Source organism: Microbacterium sp. NPDC089696 (assembly GCF_044749125.1).
Classification (GTDB): Bacteria; Actinomycetota; Actinomycetes; order Actinomycetales; family Microbacteriaceae; genus Microbacterium.
On sequence record NZ_JBIVHF010000002.1, the window covers coordinates 1,017,400 to 1,035,356 of the forward strand.

General features: G+C 70.1%; 16 protein-coding genes. 6 read left to right on the forward strand and 10 right to left on the reverse strand.

What is annotated here, in order from left to right; all coding sequences use genetic code 11:
- Window positions 1-18 precede the first annotated feature (18 nt).
- The gene (locus ACIPY8_RS15275) at window positions 19-1,518 is read right to left on the reverse strand and encodes a CoA-acylating methylmalonate-semialdehyde dehydrogenase (protein ID WP_400819849.1); all 1,500 of its coding nucleotides are present in this window, start codon (window positions 1,516-1,518) and stop codon (window positions 19-21) included.
- A gap of 406 nt (window positions 1,519-1,924) precedes the next feature.
- The gene (locus ACIPY8_RS15280; RefSeq protein ID WP_400819851.1) at window positions 1,925-3,109 is read right to left on the reverse strand and encodes a thiolase family protein; all 1,185 of its coding nucleotides are present in this window, start codon (window positions 3,107-3,109) and stop codon (window positions 1,925-1,927) included.
- Window positions 3,110-3,237: 128 nt separating this feature from the next.
- Between ACIPY8_RS15280 and ACIPY8_RS15285 the strand changes: the two genes are divergently transcribed.
- A complete protein-coding gene (locus tag ACIPY8_RS15285; protein ID WP_400819854.1) occupies window positions 3,238-3,819 on the forward strand; it encodes an antibiotic biosynthesis monooxygenase in 582 nt (193 codons plus the stop codon).
- A 17-nt stretch (window positions 3,820-3,836) separates the two neighbouring features.
- Here ACIPY8_RS15285 and ACIPY8_RS15290 read toward each other — a convergent pair whose 3' ends face one another.
- The 5 genes from ACIPY8_RS15290 to ACIPY8_RS15310 all read right to left on the reverse strand — a co-directional run bounded on the left by ACIPY8_RS15290 (window position 3,837) and on the right by ACIPY8_RS15310 (window position 9,704).
- Window positions 3,837-4,778, reverse strand: a complete 942-nt coding sequence (locus ACIPY8_RS15290) for an aldose 1-epimerase family protein (protein ID WP_400819857.1) — start codon at window positions 4,776-4,778, stop codon at window positions 3,837-3,839.
- The gene (gene araA / locus ACIPY8_RS15295) at window positions 4,778-6,292 is read right to left on the reverse strand and encodes an L-arabinose isomerase (RefSeq protein ID WP_400819858.1); all 1,515 of its coding nucleotides are present in this window, start codon (window positions 6,290-6,292) and stop codon (window positions 4,778-4,780) included. The genes ACIPY8_RS15290 and araA overlap by 1 nt, the downstream gene beginning before the upstream one ends.
- 13 nt (window positions 6,293-6,305) lie before the next feature.
- On the reverse strand, window positions 6,306-7,889 hold the full coding sequence (locus ACIPY8_RS15300) for a xylulokinase (RefSeq protein WP_400819861.1): 1,584 nt from the start codon (window positions 7,887-7,889) through the stop codon (window positions 6,306-6,308).
- The gene (locus tag ACIPY8_RS15305) at window positions 7,886-8,605 is read right to left on the reverse strand and encodes an L-ribulose-5-phosphate 4-epimerase (RefSeq protein WP_400819863.1); all 720 of its coding nucleotides are present in this window, start codon (window positions 8,603-8,605) and stop codon (window positions 7,886-7,888) included. Before ACIPY8_RS15305 ends, ACIPY8_RS15300 begins: the two co-directional genes overlap by 4 nt.
- A gap of 88 nt (window positions 8,606-8,693) precedes the next feature.
- Window positions 8,694-9,704 carry a LacI family DNA-binding transcriptional regulator gene (locus ACIPY8_RS15310; RefSeq protein WP_400819866.1) on the reverse strand — a complete coding sequence of 337 codons (1,011 nt, stop codon included), beginning with the start codon at window positions 9,702-9,704 and terminating at the stop codon, window positions 8,694-8,696.
- A 58-nt stretch (window positions 9,705-9,762) separates the two neighbouring features.
- Here ACIPY8_RS15310 and ACIPY8_RS15315 point away from each other — a divergent pair, with 58 nt between their 5' ends.
- Complete coding sequence (locus ACIPY8_RS15315; RefSeq protein ID WP_400819869.1) at window positions 9,763-10,608, forward strand: NAD-dependent epimerase/dehydratase family protein; 846 nt, start codon at window positions 9,763-9,765, stop codon at window positions 10,606-10,608.
- Between the two features lie 56 nt (window positions 10,609-10,664).
- Here ACIPY8_RS15315 and ACIPY8_RS15320 read toward each other — a convergent pair whose 3' ends face one another.
- Window positions 10,665-11,687, reverse strand: a complete 1,023-nt coding sequence (locus ACIPY8_RS15320; protein ID WP_400819872.1) for a LacI family DNA-binding transcriptional regulator — start codon at window positions 11,685-11,687, stop codon at window positions 10,665-10,667.
- A gap of 180 nt (window positions 11,688-11,867) precedes the next feature.
- On the opposite strand from ACIPY8_RS15320, the gene ACIPY8_RS15325 reads away from it, so the two are divergent.
- From ACIPY8_RS15325 to ACIPY8_RS15340, 4 genes are all read left to right on the forward strand, one after another.
- Window positions 11,868-13,163: an ABC transporter substrate-binding protein gene (locus ACIPY8_RS15325; protein ID WP_400819874.1), complete on the forward strand. Its 1,296-nt coding sequence runs from the start codon at window positions 11,868-11,870 to the stop codon at window positions 13,161-13,163.
- Window positions 13,164-13,247: 84 nt separating this feature from the next.
- Entirely contained in the window at window positions 13,248-14,153 is a 906-nt protein-coding gene (locus ACIPY8_RS15330) for a carbohydrate ABC transporter permease (RefSeq protein WP_400819877.1), read from the forward strand.
- A 25-nt stretch (window positions 14,154-14,178) separates the two neighbouring features.
- Window positions 14,179-15,069, forward strand: a complete 891-nt coding sequence (locus ACIPY8_RS15335; RefSeq protein ID WP_400819879.1) for a carbohydrate ABC transporter permease — start codon at window positions 14,179-14,181, stop codon at window positions 15,067-15,069.
- Window positions 15,066-16,934, forward strand: a complete 1,869-nt coding sequence (locus ACIPY8_RS15340; RefSeq protein WP_400819880.1) for a glycoside hydrolase family 127 protein — start codon at window positions 15,066-15,068, stop codon at window positions 16,932-16,934. Before ACIPY8_RS15335 ends, ACIPY8_RS15340 begins: the two co-directional genes overlap by 4 nt.
- 179 nt (window positions 16,935-17,113) lie before the next feature.
- Here the strand turns inward: ACIPY8_RS15340 and ACIPY8_RS15345 are convergent, their stop codons facing one another.
- Both ACIPY8_RS15345 and ACIPY8_RS15350 read right to left on the reverse strand, forming a co-directional pair.
- A complete protein-coding gene (locus ACIPY8_RS15345) occupies window positions 17,114-17,437 on the reverse strand; it encodes a hypothetical protein (RefSeq protein WP_400819883.1) in 324 nt (107 codons plus the stop codon).
- Between the two features lie 108 nt (window positions 17,438-17,545).
- Window positions 17,546-17,926 carry a hypothetical protein gene (locus ACIPY8_RS15350; RefSeq protein WP_400819886.1) on the reverse strand — a complete coding sequence of 127 codons (381 nt, stop codon included), beginning with the start codon at window positions 17,924-17,926 and terminating at the stop codon, window positions 17,546-17,548.
- Between the last annotated feature and the right edge of the window lie 31 nt (window positions 17,927-17,957).

Here is a 17,957-nt window from a genome sequence, read left to right on the forward strand (position 1 = left end):
CCTTGTGGGGCATCGGGGTCAGTGCATGGTGGGGATGACGAAGCTGGCTCCTTCGCGGATGCCGCTGGGCCACCGGCTGGTGACGGTCTTGGTCTTCGTGTAGAAGCGGAAGGCGTCGGCACCGTGCTGGTTGAGGTCGCCGAACCCGCTGCGCTTCCAGCCGCCGAACGTGTAGTACGCGATCGGCACGGGGATCGGCACGTTCACGCCGACCATGCCGACCTCGACCCGCGCAGCGAAGTCGCGAGCGGCGTCGCCGTCGCGCGTGAAGATCGCGACGCCGTTGCCGAACTCGTGCTCGGAGGCCATGCGCAGCGCCTCCTCGTAGTCGGCCGCGCGGGCGATCACGAGCACCGGACCGAAGATCTCCTCGCGGTAGATCGCCATGTCGGTCGTGACGTGGTCGAACAGCGTCGGGCCGAGGAAGAAGCCCTCCTCGTGACCGGCGACCGAGAACCCGCGGCCGTCGGCGAGCAGCGTCGCGCCCTCGTCGACGCCCTGCTGGATGTACCCCTCCACGCGTTCGACCGCCGCGCGGGTCACCAGGGGTCCGTAGTCGACGTCGGCCGCGAGCGAGGGGCCGACGCGCAGCCGCGCCACGCGTTCCGCGAGCTTCGCGGCGAGAGCATCCGCTGTCTCCTGCCCGACCGGCACGGCGACCGAGATCGCCATGCAGCGCTCCCCCGCCGAGCCGTAGCCCGACCCGATGAGCGCGTCGACGGCCTGGTCGAGGTCGGCGTCGGGCATCACGATCATGTGGTTCTTGGCGCCCCCGAAGCACTGGGCGCGCTTGCCGTGCGCCGCCGCTGTCGCATAGATGTACTCGGCGATGGGAGTCGAGCCGACGAACCCCACAGCGCGGATGCGGTCGTCGGTGAGCAGCGTGTCGACGGCCTCCTTGTCGCCGTGCACGACGTTGAGCACTCCGGCGGGGAGCCCGGCTTCGAGGAAGAGCTCGGCGAGGCGCACCGGCACCGAGGGGTCGCGCTCGCTGGGCTTGAGCACGACCGCGTTGCCGGCGGCGAGCGCGGGACCGGCCTTCCACAGCGGGATCATCGCCGGGAAGTTGAACGGGGTGATCGCGGCGACGACGCCGAGCGGCTGGCGCATCGAGTAGACGTCGATGCCGGCGCCGGCTCCGGTCGAGTACTCCCCCTTGAGCAGATGCGGCGCACCCGCGGAGAACTCGATGACCTCGAGGCCGCGCTGGATGTCACCCTTCGCGTCGTCGACGGTCTTGCCGTGTTCACTCGCGAGCAGTTCGGCGAGCGACTGCATCTCGCGCTGCACGAGGTCGAGGAATCGCAGGAGCACCCGAGCACGCTTCTGCGGGTTGGTCGCCGCCCACTCGGCCTGGGCGGCCTCGGCGTTCGCGATGACTGCGCGCACCTCCTCGGCCGAGGCGAGGGGCACGCGGGCCTGCACGCCACCCGTGCTGGGATCGAAGACGTCGGCGAAGCGGCCGGAGTCCGGAGTCACGGGCTTTCCGCCTACGAAATGGGGGATGGTGCGAGTCATTGTGCGATGTCCCTTCGAGCCGTCATTGGCACATTGCGATCATACTTCGGCATCCATTCATTTACTAGGGCGTCCTACTATCTCTCATCGCGTCGCGGACGGAGGAGTTCTCCCCGTGTTCACCGATCGGACACATCGGACGACTACAACTGCAGATGCGCGGACACAGGACTCAGACCGGATCGGGTAGTCACGTCATCCGCGCCACACGGTGAGCATCTGCTCCCGTCGCGGTGGCACCCACCGCGAAGACCCCCGCCGAATCGGGTCGGCGGGGGTCTTCTTCATCCTGGGAAGCCGGCTCCCGTGCGCGTCGCACGGAGACGTGCGCCCTGGAAGGATGCCGGAGTCCGACGCATCCTTCCGTGGCGCACATGTCCTTCCGGGGCGCCCGCGCCTCCGACAGTCAGATCCGTTCGATGAGGGTGGCGTTCGCCATGCCGCCGCCCTCGCACATGGTCTGCAGGCCGAGCCTGCCGCCCGTCGCCTCCAGGTGGTCGACGAGTGTGCCGAGCAGCCGGGTGCCGGAGGAGCCGAGAGCGTGACCGAGCGCGATGGCCCCGCCGCGCGGGTTGAGCTTCGCGGCATCCGCCTCGAGCTCGGCGGCCCACGCCAGCGGGACGGACGCGAACGCCTCGTTGACCTCGTAGGCATCGAGGTCGTCGATCGAGAGTCCCGAGCGATCGAGGAGGCGCCGCGTCGCAGGGATCGGACCCGTCAGCATCATCAGCGGATCGTCGCCCACGACCGTGAAGGCGCGGAAGCGCACCCGCGGCGTGAGACCCAGCTGCTCCGCCCGCTCGGCGCTCATGAGCAGTGCGGCCGAGGCGCCGTCGGTGAGGGGCGAGGAGTTCCCGGGCGTGATGCGCCAGTCGAGCTCGGGGAAGCGCGCAGCGAGCGCCTCGGTGCGGAACGCCGGCTGCAGACCCGCCAGCCCGGATGCGGTGGTCGCGGCGCGCACGGTCTCGTCGCGCCGGGCGTCGGGCGCCTCCGCCACGGGGACCACCGTGCGGTCGAAGAACCCCTCGTCCCACGCGGCGGCCGCACGTCGGTGCGACTCCGCGGCGTAGGCGTCGAGCGCGTCACGGTCGAGGTCCCACCGCTGGGCGATCAGCTCCGCCGACACACCCTGGTTCACGAGCCCGTCGGGATAGCGCTCACGCAAGCGCGGCGACATCGGAGTCCCGCCGGCCGCGGACGATCCGAGCGGCACGCGGCTCATCGACTCGACGCCTCCCACGATCACGGCGTCGTACGACCCGGCGATGATGCCCTGGGCGGCGAAGTGCACGGCCTGCTGGCTCGATCCGCACTGCCGGTCGATCGTCGCGGCCGGGACCGTCTCAGCGAAGCCCGCCGCCAGCACGGCCTGCCGGGCGATGTTCGACGACTGGTCTCCGATCTGACTCACGCAACCGAGCAGCACGTCATCGATCTGCGCCGACTCGAGGCCGTTGCGGACGAGGAGCTCCGCGAGCACGCCGGCCGCGAGATCGACGGGATGCACGTCCGAGAGCATCCCTCCGGGTTTGCCCCGCCCCACGGGGGTGCGGACGACGTCGATCAGGACGGCTTCACTGCGCGCGCTCATGCCTCCATTCTGACCCCGCGCGCGCGACGAGGCCCCGCATCCGACGTACGATCGTTAGGCGCCGCATCCTGGCGCCGCCCCCTGCCGATGCGCCCGCGACCCGGGCCGTGCTCCCCGAGGACCCCGCCATGTCCGATCCCATCACCGTGTCCATCCGCCGCGAGGTCGACCCCGGCCGCATCGCCGAGACCACCGAGTGGGTGCAGCGCGGAGTGAACAAGGCGAACGCGTACCCCGGGTTCCTCGGATCCGGGTGGGTGCGTGCCGGCGCCGACTCGCACGTGTGGCACATGCTCTACCGGTTCGCCGACGAGGAGACGCTTGTCGCGTGGGAGGACTCCGCGGAGCGCGCGGCCTGGCTCGCCACCGGCGAGGGCCTCGTGCTGAGCGAGCGCTCGCGGCGCCGCAGCGGCATCGAGGGATGGTTCGACGAGCCCGCGACGGGGTCGATCACGGTGCAGGTCGCCGACGGGACGGGCCCCGCCGCGATCGTGAAGGCACCGCCGCGATGGAAGCAGGCGGTGTCGATCTGGCTGGGCTTCTTCCCCGTCAACCTCGTCTTCACGTACGCCATGAGCCCGATCCCCGGCTGGAACGAGCTGCCGATCTGGTTGCGCGTGCTCGCCACGACGCTGGTGCTCACGCCGATCATGACCTACTGGGTGCTCCCCTGGGTCACGCGCTCGCTGCGCCACTGGCTCGCCCGCTAGCTCTCGCGCACCCGCTCTCAGAGGGCGCGGATGCGCCAGGATGCCGCGTGCGCGGCGGCCGGCTCGAGCACGACGAGGTCGGTCCCGGAGGTGAACGCGCCGGGCGAACAGGTCATCGGCTCGACCGCGAGTCCGAGCCGGTGCGTCGACGCCGTCTCGGGAGTGTCTGCCGTGTGCACCTGCACCCACGGGCAGCGCTCGTCGAAGCTGATCGCGACCCCGGAGCCGTCGTCAGTCGTGAGGCGCACCTCGGCGATGCCGTCCGTGCGGGCGAGCCCGGTGAAGGCGTGGTCGATGAAGACGTCGTCGATCCGGCGTGCGGTGCGGAAATCCCACTCCGGATGCTCGGTCACCGGCTCGACGGCGACGGGACTCAGCCGGTCCGGCGTCACCGTGAGCACCTCGGATGCCGGAAGGCTGAGGGTCCAGGCATCGACGCTGCTCTCGCTCGACGACCCGCGAGACGGGCCCGCCACGAGATACGGATGCGGTGCGGTGCCCCACGGCGCGGCATCCGCCCCGAGGTTCCGTGCCGTCACCGTCTGCTCCAGACCGTTCGCGTCGAGGCGGTACTCCACCTCGACCTCGACGCGGAACGGGTACCCGGTCTGCGGCTCGATCACGGCAGCGAGCACGACGCGGTCGTCGAGCACGAGTCTGTCCTCGAACTCCGCCCACGCGAGCAGCCCGTGCAGGGCCTGCCCGCGCGCGGGCTCGGTGAGCGGCAGCTGGTGCTCGACGCCGCCGAAGCGGTACCGTCCGTCGACGATGCGGTTGGGCCACGGGGCGAGCGTCGCCCCGCGATAGGCCGGACGCACCTCGTCGGCCTCGAACGGCACGACGAGGTCGCGGCCGTCGAACGTCAGCGTGCGCAGCGACACGCCGACGCTCGCGATGTCGGCCTCGTAGCCGTGGGCGGCGAGGTGCAGCTGCCGGCCCGACCTCGGTACGGTCACCATCACAGCCCCTGCGCCAGTCGGTAGTACGCCTGGTTCCAGCGCACCTGCTTCTGGAACTCGGGCAGCGTGGTGCTCTCGTCGATCACGAGCAGCTCGACCTCGGCCATCTCGGCGAAGTCGCGGAACGCCTCGATCCCGACGGCGGTCGACATGACCGTGTGGTGCGCCGCTCCGGCGGTGAGCCACGCGGCGGCCGAGGTCGTGAAGTCGGGGGCGGGCTTCCAGACCGCGCGGCCGACGGGGAGCTTCGGCAGCGCGGCGCGCGGCGCGACGTTCTCGACGACGTTCGCGGTGAGGCGGAACCGATCGCGCATGTCGCTCAGCGCGACCACGACAGCGGGGCCGGGGTCGGCGGTGAACACGAGGCGCACCGGGTCGTCCCTGCCGCCGATGCCGAGCGGATGGATCTCGAGCGTGGGCGTCGCGGTGGTCAGCGACGGCGACACCTCGAGCATGTGCGCGCCGAGGATCAGCTCGTCACCGGGGGTCATGTCGTACGTGTAGTCCTCCATGAGGCTCGCCCCACCGGGGAGCCCCGCGCCCATGACGTTCGCGATGCGCACGAGGATCGCCGTCTTCCAGTCGCCCTCGGCGCCGAAGCCGTAGCCCTCCGCCATGAGGCGCTGCACGGCGAGACCGGGCAGCTGCGGCAGCGCGCCGAGGTCTTCGAACGACGTGGTGAACGCGCCGAACCCGCCCTCCTCGAGGAACGAGCGCAGTCCGATCTCGATGGCCGCGCCGTCGCGCAGCGACTGGTGCCGCTCGCCGCCGCGCCGCAGTTCGGGCGCGACCTCGTACTGCTCCTCGTACTCCGACACCAGGGCGTCGATGTCCGACGCGGATGCCGCGGCGACGGCGTCCGCCAGTTCGTTCACGCCCCAGGTGTTGACCTGCACGCCGAAGCGCAGCTCGGCCTCGGTCTTGTCACCCTCGGTCACCGCGACGTAGCGCATGTTGTCGCCGAAGCGGGCGAGCTTCAGGTCGCGGGACGCGGCGAGTCCGGCGGCCGCCCGCTGCCAGGTGCCGAGCTCGCGCTGCACGCGCGGATCGGACGCGTGGCCGACGATCGTCTTGCGCGGCACGCCGAGGCGGGTCTGGATGTAGCCGAACTCGCGGTCGCCGTGGGCGGCCTGGTTGAGGTTCATGAAGTCGAAGTCGATGTCGGCCCACGGCAGCTCGACGTTCGCCTGGGTGTGCAGGTGGGCGAGCGGCTTCTGCAGCGCGTCGAGACCGGCAATCCACATCTTCGCGGGGCTGAACGTGTGCATCCAGGCGATGAGGCCGATGACCTTGTCGTCGGCGTTGGCCTCGAGGGCGGTGCGCTTGATGGCGGCGGAGTCGGTGAGCACCGGCTTCCAGACGATCTTCACGGGCACGTCGGCGGCGGTGTCGAGCAGTCGAGCGATCTCCTGCGACTGCTCGGCGACCTGCGCGAGCGTCTCGGGCCCGTACAGGTGCTGGCTGCCGGTGAGGAACCAGACCTCGTAGCCGTCGAGCGAGGTGGTGAGGGTCATGCGGTGCTGCCTTTCAGAGGGACGCGACGGCGGCGGCCTCGATGGCCAGCCCCGCCCGATAGCGGTCGAGATAGGTCGCGAAACCGGCGACGTCGGCGGGGTCGGGATCAGCGAGCGAGACGGATGCCGTGGCGAACACCGTCTCGTCGAGGTACTCCCCCAGCGACCGGTCGTCGGCGTGCGCGAGGTAGGACGCGAGCACGGCGATGCCCCAGGCGCCGCCCTCCGAGGCGAGGTCGCCGACCGCGACGGGTGCTCCCAGCGCCCCGGCGAGGAAGCGCTGGGCCACGCCGGCGGTGCGGAACATGCCCCCGTGCGCGAACATCCGGTCCAGTTCGACGCCCTCGTCCTGCAGCACCTGCATGCCCAGCGCGAGCGTGCCGAACACGCCGTAGAGCTGCGCCCGAACGACGTTAGCGAGGGTCAGGACGCTGTCGGGCGTGCGCACGAAGAGCGGGCGTCCGGCGTCGAGCCCGGCGATGGGCTCGCCGGCGAGGTGGTTGTAGGCGAGCAGGCCACCGGCATCCGCCTCCCCGTCGAGGGCCTCGCGGAAGAGCAGGTCGAACACCGCGTCATCGTCGAGCGGCTGTCCGGCGGCCGCGGTGAACCGCGAGAACAGTCCCGCCCAGGCGGCGAGCTCGCTGGCGCCGTTGTTGCAGTGCACCATCGCCACGGCGTCGCCCGCCGGAGTGGTCACGAGGTCGAGCTCGTGATGCACCTCGGCGAGCGGTCGCTCCAGCACGACCATCGCGAAGATGCTCGTTCCTGCGGAGACGTTGCCGGTGCGCGGCGCGACCGCGTTCGTCGCCACCATCCCGGTTCCGGCGTCGCCCTCCGGCGGGCAGAGCGGGATGCCGGGGCGCAAGGCACCGGTCGGGTCGAGCAGCGCCGCCCCCTCGTCTGTCAGCACGCCGGCCGGCGCTCCGGCGGGGCGCACCTCGGGCAGGATCTCGTCGAGGGCGCGGGGAAGCAGGTCGCCCGTCCGTGCGGCGTACGCGCGCAGCATCCGCTCGTCGTAGTCGCCGGTCGCGGAGTCGATCGGGAACATGCCCGAGGCGTCGCCCACCCCCAGCACCCGTTCGCCGGTGAGCCTCTCGTGCACGTATCCGGCGAGCGTGTTCACGCTCGCGATGCGCGACACGTGCGACTCGTCGTCGAGCACGGCCTGATGCAGGTGGGCGATCGACCACCGCAAAGGTATGTTGACTCCGAACAGCTCGCCGAGCTCGGCGGAGGCCGCGCCGGTGTTGGTGTTGCGCCAGGTGCGGAACGGCACGAGCAGCTCGCCCGCCTCGTCGAACGCGAGATAGCCGTGCATCATCGCGGAGATCCCGATCGCCCCGAACGCCGTGGGGCGGATGCCGTGCTGCTGCTCGGCATCGGCGATGAGCTCTGCGTACGCGGCCTGCAGGCCCGTCCACACCTCGGCGAGCGGGTAGGTCCACAGACCGTCCTCGAGGCGGTTCTCCCACGAGAACGAGCCGGTCGCGAGCACGGCGGTGGGATCGGAGCCGATCAGGCAGGCCTTGATGCGGGTCGATCCGAGCTCGATGCCCAGGCTCGTCCGGCCCTCGCGGAGGTCGTCGACGGCGCTCATCGGCGCGCGTCCTCGGTCTGGCCGTAGACGTTCTGGTACCGGTCGAACAGGCTGTCGATCGCGGCCTGCGGGATCGGGATCAGCGGTCCCGCCTCGCGGGCGAGGTGCACGGTGCGGGCGACGTCCTCGACCATCACGGCGGCCTTCACCGCATCCTTCGGATCAGCCCCGATCGTGAACGGCCCGTGGTTCTGCATGAGCACGGCCCGGGAGCGGTGGCCGCGCAGCGTCTCGACGATGCCGCGGCCGATCGAGTCGTCGCCGATGATCGCGAACGGACCGACCGGGATCGGTCCCCCGAATTCGTCGGCCATCGCCGTGATGACGCAGGGGATCTCCTCGCCGCGCGCGGCCCAGGCCACGGCGAACGTCGAGTGCGTGTGGACGACGCCGCCGACCTCGGGCATGTTCCGGTAGACGAAGGCGTGCGCGGCAGTGTCGCTCGACGGCGAGCGGTCGCTGCCGGGCGTGCCTGGCACGACCACGCCGTGGAGGTCGCAGAGGATCATGTTCTCGGGTGCGAGGTCGTCGTAGCTCACGCCGCTGGGCTTGATCACGAACAGATCGGCACCGGGGACGCGGCCCGAGACGTTGCCGCCGGTCCAGACGACGAGTCCGTAGCGGACCAGCTCGCCGTGCAGTCGGGCGACCTCGGCACGCACCACCGCGATGGCGGCGTCGACCTCGGCGGGAAAGGTGGGGGCTTCGTTGCTCACGGGACCTCGTGGTGTTCGGGACGGCGACTGTGACCGGTCACAGAAGTGTGTCACGGGGGCGTTACGACGTCAAGACACGCGAGGCGGGTCAGCGCGGCGGCGCGACGGAGTCGCGCCGCACCAGCACGGGGGCGACCGGCGACAGGTCGGGTGCCGTCGCCTCTGCCCCGCCGATCACCGCGGCGACCGCGCGGCGGGCGAGCTCGTCGAAGTCCTGCCGCACCGTCGTCAGCTTCGGCCAGTAGAAGGCGGCGTCGGGGATGTCGTCGAACCCGACGACGCTGATGTCGCCGGGCACGGACAGACCGGCCTCGTGCAGGCCGCCCAGGAGGCCGAGCGCCATCTGGTCGTTCGCGGCGAACACCGCCGTGACGGCCGCGGCGCGAACGGGGTCGACGGCCGCGTACCCCGAACCCGCTGACCAGTCCCCCGCGATCACGGGCCCCGCGGGGAGTCCGCGCGCCGCGAGCTCCGCCGCGAATCCCTCGGCTCGCGACTCGGCCTCGAGCCAGTCGGCGGGGCCCGCCAGGTGCGCGATGCGCGTGTGCCCGGCATCGGCGAGCGCAGCCACGGCGAGACGGGCACCGGCGGCCTGATCGACGGAGAGACCCCGTGCTCCCCGGTCGGCCGAGTGCAGGGTGACGACCGGCACGCCGATGCGCAGCTCGTCGAGCACCTCGAGGGTGCGCGCGTGCGGCGCGACGACGACGACGCCCTCCACGCCCTGCGCGACGAGGTGGTCGACCGCGGCCGCGACCGCCTCGGCATCCCCCGCGTCGGCGAACGCCGCGCTCACCCAGTAGCCCGCGCGTCGCGCCGACGCCTCGAGCGCCGCGATGCTGCGCGAGGGTCCGTACTGCAGGGCGTCGGATGCCAGGACGCCGAGCGTGCGCGACCGCCGGGTGCCGAGGGCGCGGGCGGCGTTGTTCATGCGGTAGCCGAGCTCGTCCATCGCGGCGACGACGCGCTCGCGAGTCTCGACGGCGACCTCGGGATGGTCGTTGAGCACCCGCGAGACCGTCTGCCGTGAGACTCCGGCGAGCGCCGCGACATCGCGCACGCCCACGGTCCGTCGGGTCTCGCTGCTCGTGTCGGTCACGCCGACGAGTGTATGCCGAGCGGCCCCGCCCTTCCCGTCGGCGTGCCACTCTGGTGTCATGCGCATCGCACTCACCGGATCATCGGGCAAGCTCGGCAGCGTCGTCGCGCGGGAGCTCGGCGCCCAGGGCTACGAGGTCGTCGGCATGGACGTCGCAGGCGTCCGCGGCCCCGACTTCGTGCAGGTCGACCTCACGGACTACGGCCAGGTCATCGACGCCTTCACGGCGGTCGGCGACCGTCACGACGGCATCGACGCCGTCGTGCACCTCGGGGCGATCCCGGCGCCCGGCATCCGCAGCGACGTCGCGACCTTCCACAACAACATGCCCGCCACGTTCAACGTGTTCTGGGCGGCGGTGCGACTCGGCATCCGCCGCATCGTCTACGCGTCGAGCGAGACCGTGCTCGGCCTGCCCTTCGACGTCCCGCCGCCCTACGTGCCGGTCGACGAGGACTACCCGGCGCGCCCCGAGTCGGTCTACTCGCTGGTGAAGACGCTCGAGGAGCATCTGGCCGTCGAGCTCGTGCGATGGAACCCCGACCTGTCGATCACGGCGCTGAGGTTCTCGAACGTCATGGTGCCCGAGGACTACGCGGCCTTCCCGGCGTTCGACGACGACGCCCTGGCACGCAAGTGGAACCTGTGGGGCTACATCGACGCGCGCGACGGCGCTCAGGCCGTGCAGCGCGCGCTGGAAGGGGCCGCCCCCGGGTTCGACAACTTCATCATCGCGGCGGCCGACACCGTCATGTCGCGCCCGAACGCCGAGCTGCTGGCCGAGGTCTTCCCCGACGTCCCGGTGGCGCGTGAGTTCGGCCCGAACGAGACGCTGCTGTCGATCGACAAGGCCCGGCGGATGCTGGGGTTCGACCCGCAGCACTCCTGGCGCGACGAGGTCTGACCGGCCCCGGTGGGTTGCTGGGCCCTTCGACAGGCTCAGGGACCCAATCCCTGGGTTCAGCGCCGAGGGATCGTCGATCCGCGGATCACGAGCCGCACCGGCAGGTGGTGCGCGCCCTCGCCGACGTCGATCCCGTCGATCGCGTCGAACACCCGCAGCGCCGCCTGACGGCCGAGCTGCTGCAGATTGGCGTCGATGCTGGTGAGCTCGGGGCGGGCGTTCGTCGCGAGGACCTCCCAGTTGTCGTAGCCGATCACGGCGAGGTCGTCGGGCACGCTGCGGCCGAGATCCCGTGCCGAGTCGAGCACGCCGCGGGCGATCTGGTCCGATCCGCAGAAGATCGCATCGATGTCGGGATACTGCTGCAGCAGCATCGCCGCGGCATCCCTCCCCCAGTGCTCCGTCCATTCCGAGAACATGGGCTCGCCGACCAGCTCGAGCCCTGCCTCGCCGAGCGCCGCGCAAGCACCCGCGAGACGGTCTTGAGCGGCGGCGTACGCGGGGTCCCCGGAGATGTGCGCGATGCGGCGACGTCCGCACGAGAGCAGATGCTCGATCGCGAGGCGCCCGCCCGCGTAGTTGTCGGGGGTCAGCGACAGGTCGCCCGGATCGTCCGACGGGGCGTACGCGTAGACCACCGGCACGGGGATGTCCTGACCGAGCGACGGCCGCGGATCGGTCTGCCGCCCCACCACGATGATCCCGTCGACCCGGCGGCTGAGCAGCTCGCGCAGGTGGTGCTGCTCCCGGATCGCGTCGCCGCGCGCGTCGCAGAGGAACACGTTGATGCGTCCGGCGCCGAAGGCGTCTTCCGCTCCCATGAGGATCGGGATCATGAAGCGCCCCTCGAGGTCGCTCGTGAGCAGGCCGACGGTGCCGGTGCGCCCGGCCAGCAGGCCTCGGGCCATGGCGTTGGGCGTGAACGACAGCTCCTCGGCGATCGCCTGCACCTTCGCGCGGGTCTTGGCCGACACGTCGCCGCGGTCGTTGAGCGCCTTGGATGCCGTCGAGATCGACACCCCGGCGCGCGCGGCGACGTCTCCGAGGGTTACCGCCCGGGATCCGTTCGTGTCGCTCATCGCTCTCCCTGTTGCTGAAAGGTTATCGGAACAAGGCTTGACGCCCTCGCCAGAATCACGCTATACCTTTTCGAAAGGCTTTTCGTAACTTTCGGAAAGTCGGGTTTTCCCCCTCCCGGCGCTGCAGTGTCGAAGCGCCCCATCGCACCGCTCGAAGACGAGCCAAGAGGAGCTCCTTCCATGAACACCACCCGTTCCCGCGCCGCACGGCGCGCCGCCGCCGCGCTGCTCGCGGCAGGCCTCGTCGCGGGAGGCCTCGCCGCCTGCGCACCCGCCTCGTCGGAGGGCTCCGGCGAGCCCATCACCGCCGAGGGCACCGACGACGGCACGACGCTCACGCTGTGGACCCGCGCCCCGATCGAGCGCCAGGCCAAGCTCCTCGTCGACGCGTACAACGCCAGCCACGAGAACCAGGTCGAGCTCACGGTCGTCCCCAACGACGACTACGTCGCCAAGGTCGGGGCGGCCGCAGGATCCGGCGGACTTCCCGACCTGTTCGCCGCCGACATCGTGTACGTGCCCAACTGGGCGCAGCAGGGGTTGTTCCAGGACATCTCCGAGCAGATCGACGGACTCGACTTCAAGGACGAGATCAACCCCGGGCACCTCTCGGCCGGCACGGTCGACGACGCCGAGTACGTGCTGCCGTTCGCCCTCGACCTGTCGATGCTGTTCTGGAACAAGGAGCTCTTCGCCGAGGCCGGACTCGACCCCGAGAAGGCGCCCGCGACGCTCGAGGAGTTCGCCGAGGCCGCGATGGCCGTGCAGGCGCTGAACAAGCCCGACACCTACGGCACGGCGACCGGTCTGAACTGCGGCGGGTGCCTGGTCTTCACCTGGTTCCCCTCGATCTGGGCGTCCGGCGACGAGGTCCTGAGCGACGACGGCACCGAGTCCCTGCTCGACGGCGACTCGGCACAGGCCGTCTACGACACGTGGGCCGAACTCGAAGAGGCCGGGGCCGTGCTCCCCAGCTCGACCGACGAGGCGGGCCCGACGTGGACCGCGGCGTTCAGCGAGGGCAAGGTCGGCGTCATGCCGTTCCCCGCGACGCTGCTCCCGTCCCTCGAGTTCGACGCCGGGGTCGCCGGCATCCCCGGTGTCGACGGCGGCGTCTCGACCTTCGTGGGCGGTGACGGCATCGGCATCTCGAAGGACTCGGAGAAGGCCGCGCAGGCGTGGAACTTCCTCAACTGGATGATGTCCGAGGACGCCCAGGTCGAGGTGCTCGCGAAAGACGGCAACGCGGTCTCCCGCGGTGACCTCGCCGACAACGAGTACGCCGCCGCCGACCCGCGCCTGGTCACGATCAACGAGGTCGCGGCCCAGGGAGACACCCCGGTCGCGCTGAACTTCCAGCAGGCGTTCAACGCGCCCGGAAGCCCGTGGCTCACGCTCATCCGCAACGCGGTGCTGAACGGCGAGGACTCCGTGCCGACCGACAACGAGGAGATCACCGCGATCCTGTCGCAGTGACCCCCTCGATCCGAGTGACTGCGGGGCGGCGCACAGCGTCGCCCCGCATCCCCCCTCCGCTCACCCCTTCCGAAAGAGGACGAGATGACCCAGGCCGCACCCCCGCTGCGCCGCCGCAGACCGCGAACCGGATTCGGCGGTCCCGTCCAGGGCTGGCTGTACGCCGCACCGACGGCGATCTTCGTCGCCCTCCTGTTCGTCGTCCCGCTCGTGCTCGTGCTCCAGATGTCGGCATCCGACTGGCCACTGCTGAGCGGCAATCGGGGCCTCAACTTCCCCGAGAACTACACGGATGCCGTCACGCACCGCCTTTTCTGGGACAGCATCCGCTTCACCCTGCTCTACACCGTCATCACGACCGTGATCCTCATCGGCCTGGGGCTCGGGCTCGCGCTCCTGGTGCAGGAGTCGACCCGGTGGAAGGGGTTCCTGCGCACGGCGTTCCTCATCCCGAGCGCGCTGGGCCTGGCATCCGCCTCGCTGCTGTTCTACGTGCTCTACTCGCCGATCGCCGGCCCCTTCGCCGACCTCATGACGTCGTGGGGCATCACCTTCCTCGGCACCCCCGAGGGTGCGCTCTGGTCGACGATCTTCCTCATCGTGTGGCGGTATGCGGGGTTCTACATGCTGCTGATGCTCGTGGGGCTGCAGGGCATCCCCGACGACGTCTACGAGGCCGCCCGCATCGACGGCGCGAACCGGTGGCAGACGTTCCGCGACATCACGGTGCCGCTGCTGAAGCCGACGTTCGCGCTGACCACGGTGATGTGCGTGACGGGATCGCTGCTCGCGTTCGAGCAGTTCTACATCCTGACCAAGGGCGGACCCGACAACAGCACCATGACGGTCGTGCAGCTCATCTACAACGTCGCCTTCCAGGGGCAGAACAGCCTCGGTATCGCGGGAGCGCTGTCGGTGATCGTGCTGCTCGCCCTCATCGTCATCAACGTCTTCCAGCTGCGCGCGTTCCGCCGCCCCGAGAACGACTGACACAGGGAACAGAGAGCTGATCATCATGACCGAGACCCTCACGCGCACGATCGTCGCGCCGAACTCGCAGCCCACGATCCCCCGCTACCGGTCGAAGGCCGCACGCGTCGTCTACGGCATCCCGTACTGGGTGTTCACGACCGCCCTCGCCGTGATCTTCCTCTACCCGCTCATCTGGACGGGCGTCTCATCGGTGAGCCCGATGGCCGGCACCAGCCAGACCGACGGGTGGGGCTTCGGCAACTACGCCGCCCTCGGCGAGTACCAGGCGGGCATCTGGGTGTACCTCGGCAACTCGCTGTTCGTCTCGGTGCTGACGGTCGCTCTGACCCTCTTCATCTCGCTGCTCGGCGGCTACGCGTTCGCGCGGTTCTCGTTCCCGGGCAAGAACGCCCTTTTCCTGCTGACGCTCGCGATCCTCATGGTGCCGTACGCGACGCTGCTGATCCCGCTGTACGTGATCCTCAACGCGGTCGGCCTGCAGAACTCGCTCGTCGGCGTCGCGCTCGTGATCACGATGTTCCAGCTGCCGTTCTCGATGTTCATGATGCGCATCTCGTTCGAGTCGATCCCGAAGGAGATGGACGAAGCGGCGATGGTCGACGGCTGCTCCAGCTGGGGAGCGCTCTGGCGAGTGCTGCTTCCGGCGGTCAAGCCGGGCCTCGTCACGGTCGGCCTGTTCGCATTCCTCACCGCGTGGAACGACTTCATGGCGCCGCTGATCCTCATCAACGACACCAACCGCATGACGCTGCCGCTCGCGGTCGCGAACCTCCGCGGGCAGGTGCAGGGCGTCGTCGATTACGGCGCCACCGAGGCCGGGGTCGTCGTGCTGGCGCTCCCCTGCATCCTGCTCTTCCTGATCCTCCAACGACACTACGTGCGCGGCTTCATGTCCGGCGCCTTCAAGGGATGACGATGTCCGACACCACGACACCCGCCGCTCCGGTGGTCCCCACGCGCGGTCGCCTGCGCCCGCTCGGCCTCGACGAGGTCCGCATCACCGGCGGATTCTGGGGCGAGCGCCAGGCCGTGAACGGCTCGGCGACGCTCTCTCACATCGAATCGCGACTCGAGTCGGAGGGCTGGCTGCCGAACTTCGATCGCGCCGCCGCGGGAACGCTGCCCGCGGGGCGGCGGGGCCGCGAGTTCTCGGACTCGGAGGTCTATAAGTACCTCGAAGCGCTCGCGTGGGAGATCGGACGGACGGATGCCGGGCGCGACGGCGACCTCGAGGAGCGATTCCATGCGGTGGTCGGCCGGGTCGCGGCGGCTCAGGAGCCCGATGGATACGTCAACACCATGTTCGGTCGACCGGGCCAGGACGAACGATGGACGCAGCTGCAGTGGGGACACGAGCTCTACTGCCTCGGGCACCTGTTCCAGGCCGCGGTCGCGCGGGTGCGGACGAGACCGGATGCCGACGACGGGCTGATCGACATCGCCCGCCGCGCCGCCGACCTCGTGTGCACGGAGTTCGGACCCGACGGGCGCGACGCGATCTGCGGTCACGCCGAGGTCGAGGTGGGTCTCGTGGAGCTCGGACGCGCGCTCGGCGAGCAGCGCTACCTCGATCAGGCCGCACTGTTCGTGGAGCGCCACGGCGCCGGCTCGCTCGGGGAGATCGAGTGGGGCCGCGAGTACTTCCAGGACGATGTCGCCGTGCGCGACGCCGAGGCCCTCCGCGGTCATGCCGTGCGCGCGAACTACCTGTCGTCGGCTGCGGCCGACGTCGCGACCGAGCTGTCGGACTCGACGCTGTTCGACGCCCTGCGATCGCAGTGGGATCGCACGGCCGAGCGGCGCACCTATGTCACCGGCGGCCAGGGCTCGCACCATCAGGACGAGGCGTTCGGCGACGACTGGGAGCTGCCTCCGGACCGTGCGTACTCCGAGACATGCGCGGGCATCGGGTCGATCATGTTCTCGTGGCGGCTGCTGCTCGCCACCGGTGAGACGCAGTACGCCGATCTGATCGAACGGACTCTCTTCAACGTGGTCGCGACGTCGCCCGGCTCCGACGGGCGCTCGTTCTTCTACGCGAACACGCTGCACCAGCGCACGCCGGGAACGCCGGCGGATCCGGATGCCACGTCGCCGCGTGCTTCGTCATCGCTGCGGGCTCCCTGGTTCGAGGTGTCGTGCTGCCCGCCGAACGTGGCCCGCACGTTCGCGAGCCTCGCCGCTTATGTCGCGACCGCCGATGACGACGGAGTGCAGCTGCACCAGTACGCCCCGGCATCCGTGCGGGCCGCTCTGCCTGACGGAAGGGTCGTCGCCTTCGAGGTGTCGACGGGGTACCCGGCCGACGGAGACGTCCGGATCGAGATCGTCGAGGATGCCGAGTTCACGCTGTCGCTGCGCGTGCCGTCGTGGGCAGAGGGCGCGGGTCTGCGCGTGCGCTCGGGCGACTCCGTCACGGAAGAACCGACTGCCGCCGGATGGGTGGCCGTGTCTCGCGCGTTCCGCGCAGGCGATGTGGTCGAGTTGAGTCTGCCGGTGACTCCGCGTGCCGTCGCACCGCATCCGATGGTGGATGCCGTGCGCGGCAGTGTCGTGATCGAACGCGGGCCCGAGGTGCTGGCGCTGGAGTCGCTCGACTTCGGCGCGGATGTGGGCGAGGCCGTCGTCGCCGGCGACCCGGTCGAGCGGGACGGACGGGTGGTGCTGCCGGTGCGGCGGCGTTCGTCCGGCGATGTCGTGGAGTCGCCTCTCGTGGCGTATCACGACTGGGCGCGCCGGGGACCTTCGACGATGAGGGTGTGGATCCCGACCGTGTGAAAGGCGTCAGCGCTCGGGAGGTTGCACCCGAGGCGGTTTTCGGCTCGGCTCGATCGACGCTGCGTGGGAAAGATGAAGGGCAGGAACCCGGCGGAGAGGGCTCCGATCCACCTCAGCCGGGTCAGCAGGCCCTGGAACGCGCCGGTGAATACGATGCGCCGGAGGCCCGATGTGTCTTGTCATTCATCGGGATCGAGCTTCCTGAACTCGATACTCGTGAAGCCTTCCACGTCGCCGAAGCGGAGCGTCCCGATCGGGAACGGAATGGACGTCGTGACCGGGTCGATGTATTGACAGCCGTACTCCGCGCGAGTGAAACGCAACCGAATCTCCGGACCTTCCTCGACCCACCACTCACCCCGGGCGAAGAAGAGATCACCATCCGTGCGATAGCCGTCTAGGAGGTTGTAGGAGACATCGAACGCCCGGAACGTGCCGTCCGCGTCCAGCGCGATGGTGCCGCGATCATCGCCCGTCGCCTCCCACGTACCGACCGGTGACACGACTCTGGGTGCACACGCGGCGAGCGCAACGATGATGACAGCGACAATCGCAGATGAGAGCGCCCTCGCGCTCGCATAGCGGCGACCGGGCCCCTGTGGCGAACGCGGTCAGTCGTCACCTTCGCTCATTCGAAGTTCGATGCTGGCGGTGTGCTCTACGTCGACGAAGTACATCGATCCGGAGGTGAAGTCGACGGGGACGGAGACGTCAGTACCCACGGTGAAGACTCCCTCGGACGCACGCTCGAAACTCAGAATGGCCGCGTGCCCGTCGGCGGACAATCGCCATGTTCCCTCACCGTTGAAGTCATACTCCGCTTCACTGCGTTCGAGAAGGTTGGAGGACAGATCCGCGGCCTCGAACCCGCCATCTGGATCGAGCGTGAGCGTCCCGTGGTCTTCCCCGCTCGCTTCCCATACGCCGACCGGCGGAGAGACTCTCTCGGCGCAGCCCGACAGCGCCGAGGCGGAGAGGGTGAGCAGCACCATTGCGGTGGTGAGCCGATACCGTTCGGCCGCC